Annotated in this window: 1 rRNA gene; it reads right to left on the reverse strand. The window is 47.2% G+C overall.

The features are described from left to right. Nucleotides 1-241, reverse strand: a 23S ribosomal RNA gene (locus ACHABU_RS20760); the annotation flags it as partial. Nucleotides 242-265: the final 24 nt, after the last annotated feature.

The raw sequence follows: 265 nt of genomic DNA on the forward strand, positions 1-265 counted from the left end.
AGGAAATCGATTTTTCTTTCTCTTCCTCCGGGTACTTAGATGTTTCAGTTCCCCGGGTCTGCCTCATACACCCTATGTATTCAGATGCATGTACTGTCCCATTACGAACAGCGGGTTCCCCCATTCGGAAATCCCCGGATCAAAGTTTACTTACAACTCCCCGAGGCATATCGGTGTTAGTCCCGTCCTTCATCGGCTCCTAGTGCCAAGGCATCCACCGTGCGCCCTTATTCACTTAACTAAGTTACAGTAAATAAAAGTACTA

It is taken from the genome of Oceanobacillus sp. CF4.6 (assembly GCF_051262635.1).
GTDB lineage: Bacteria > Bacillota > Bacilli > Bacillales > Amphibacillaceae > Oceanobacillus.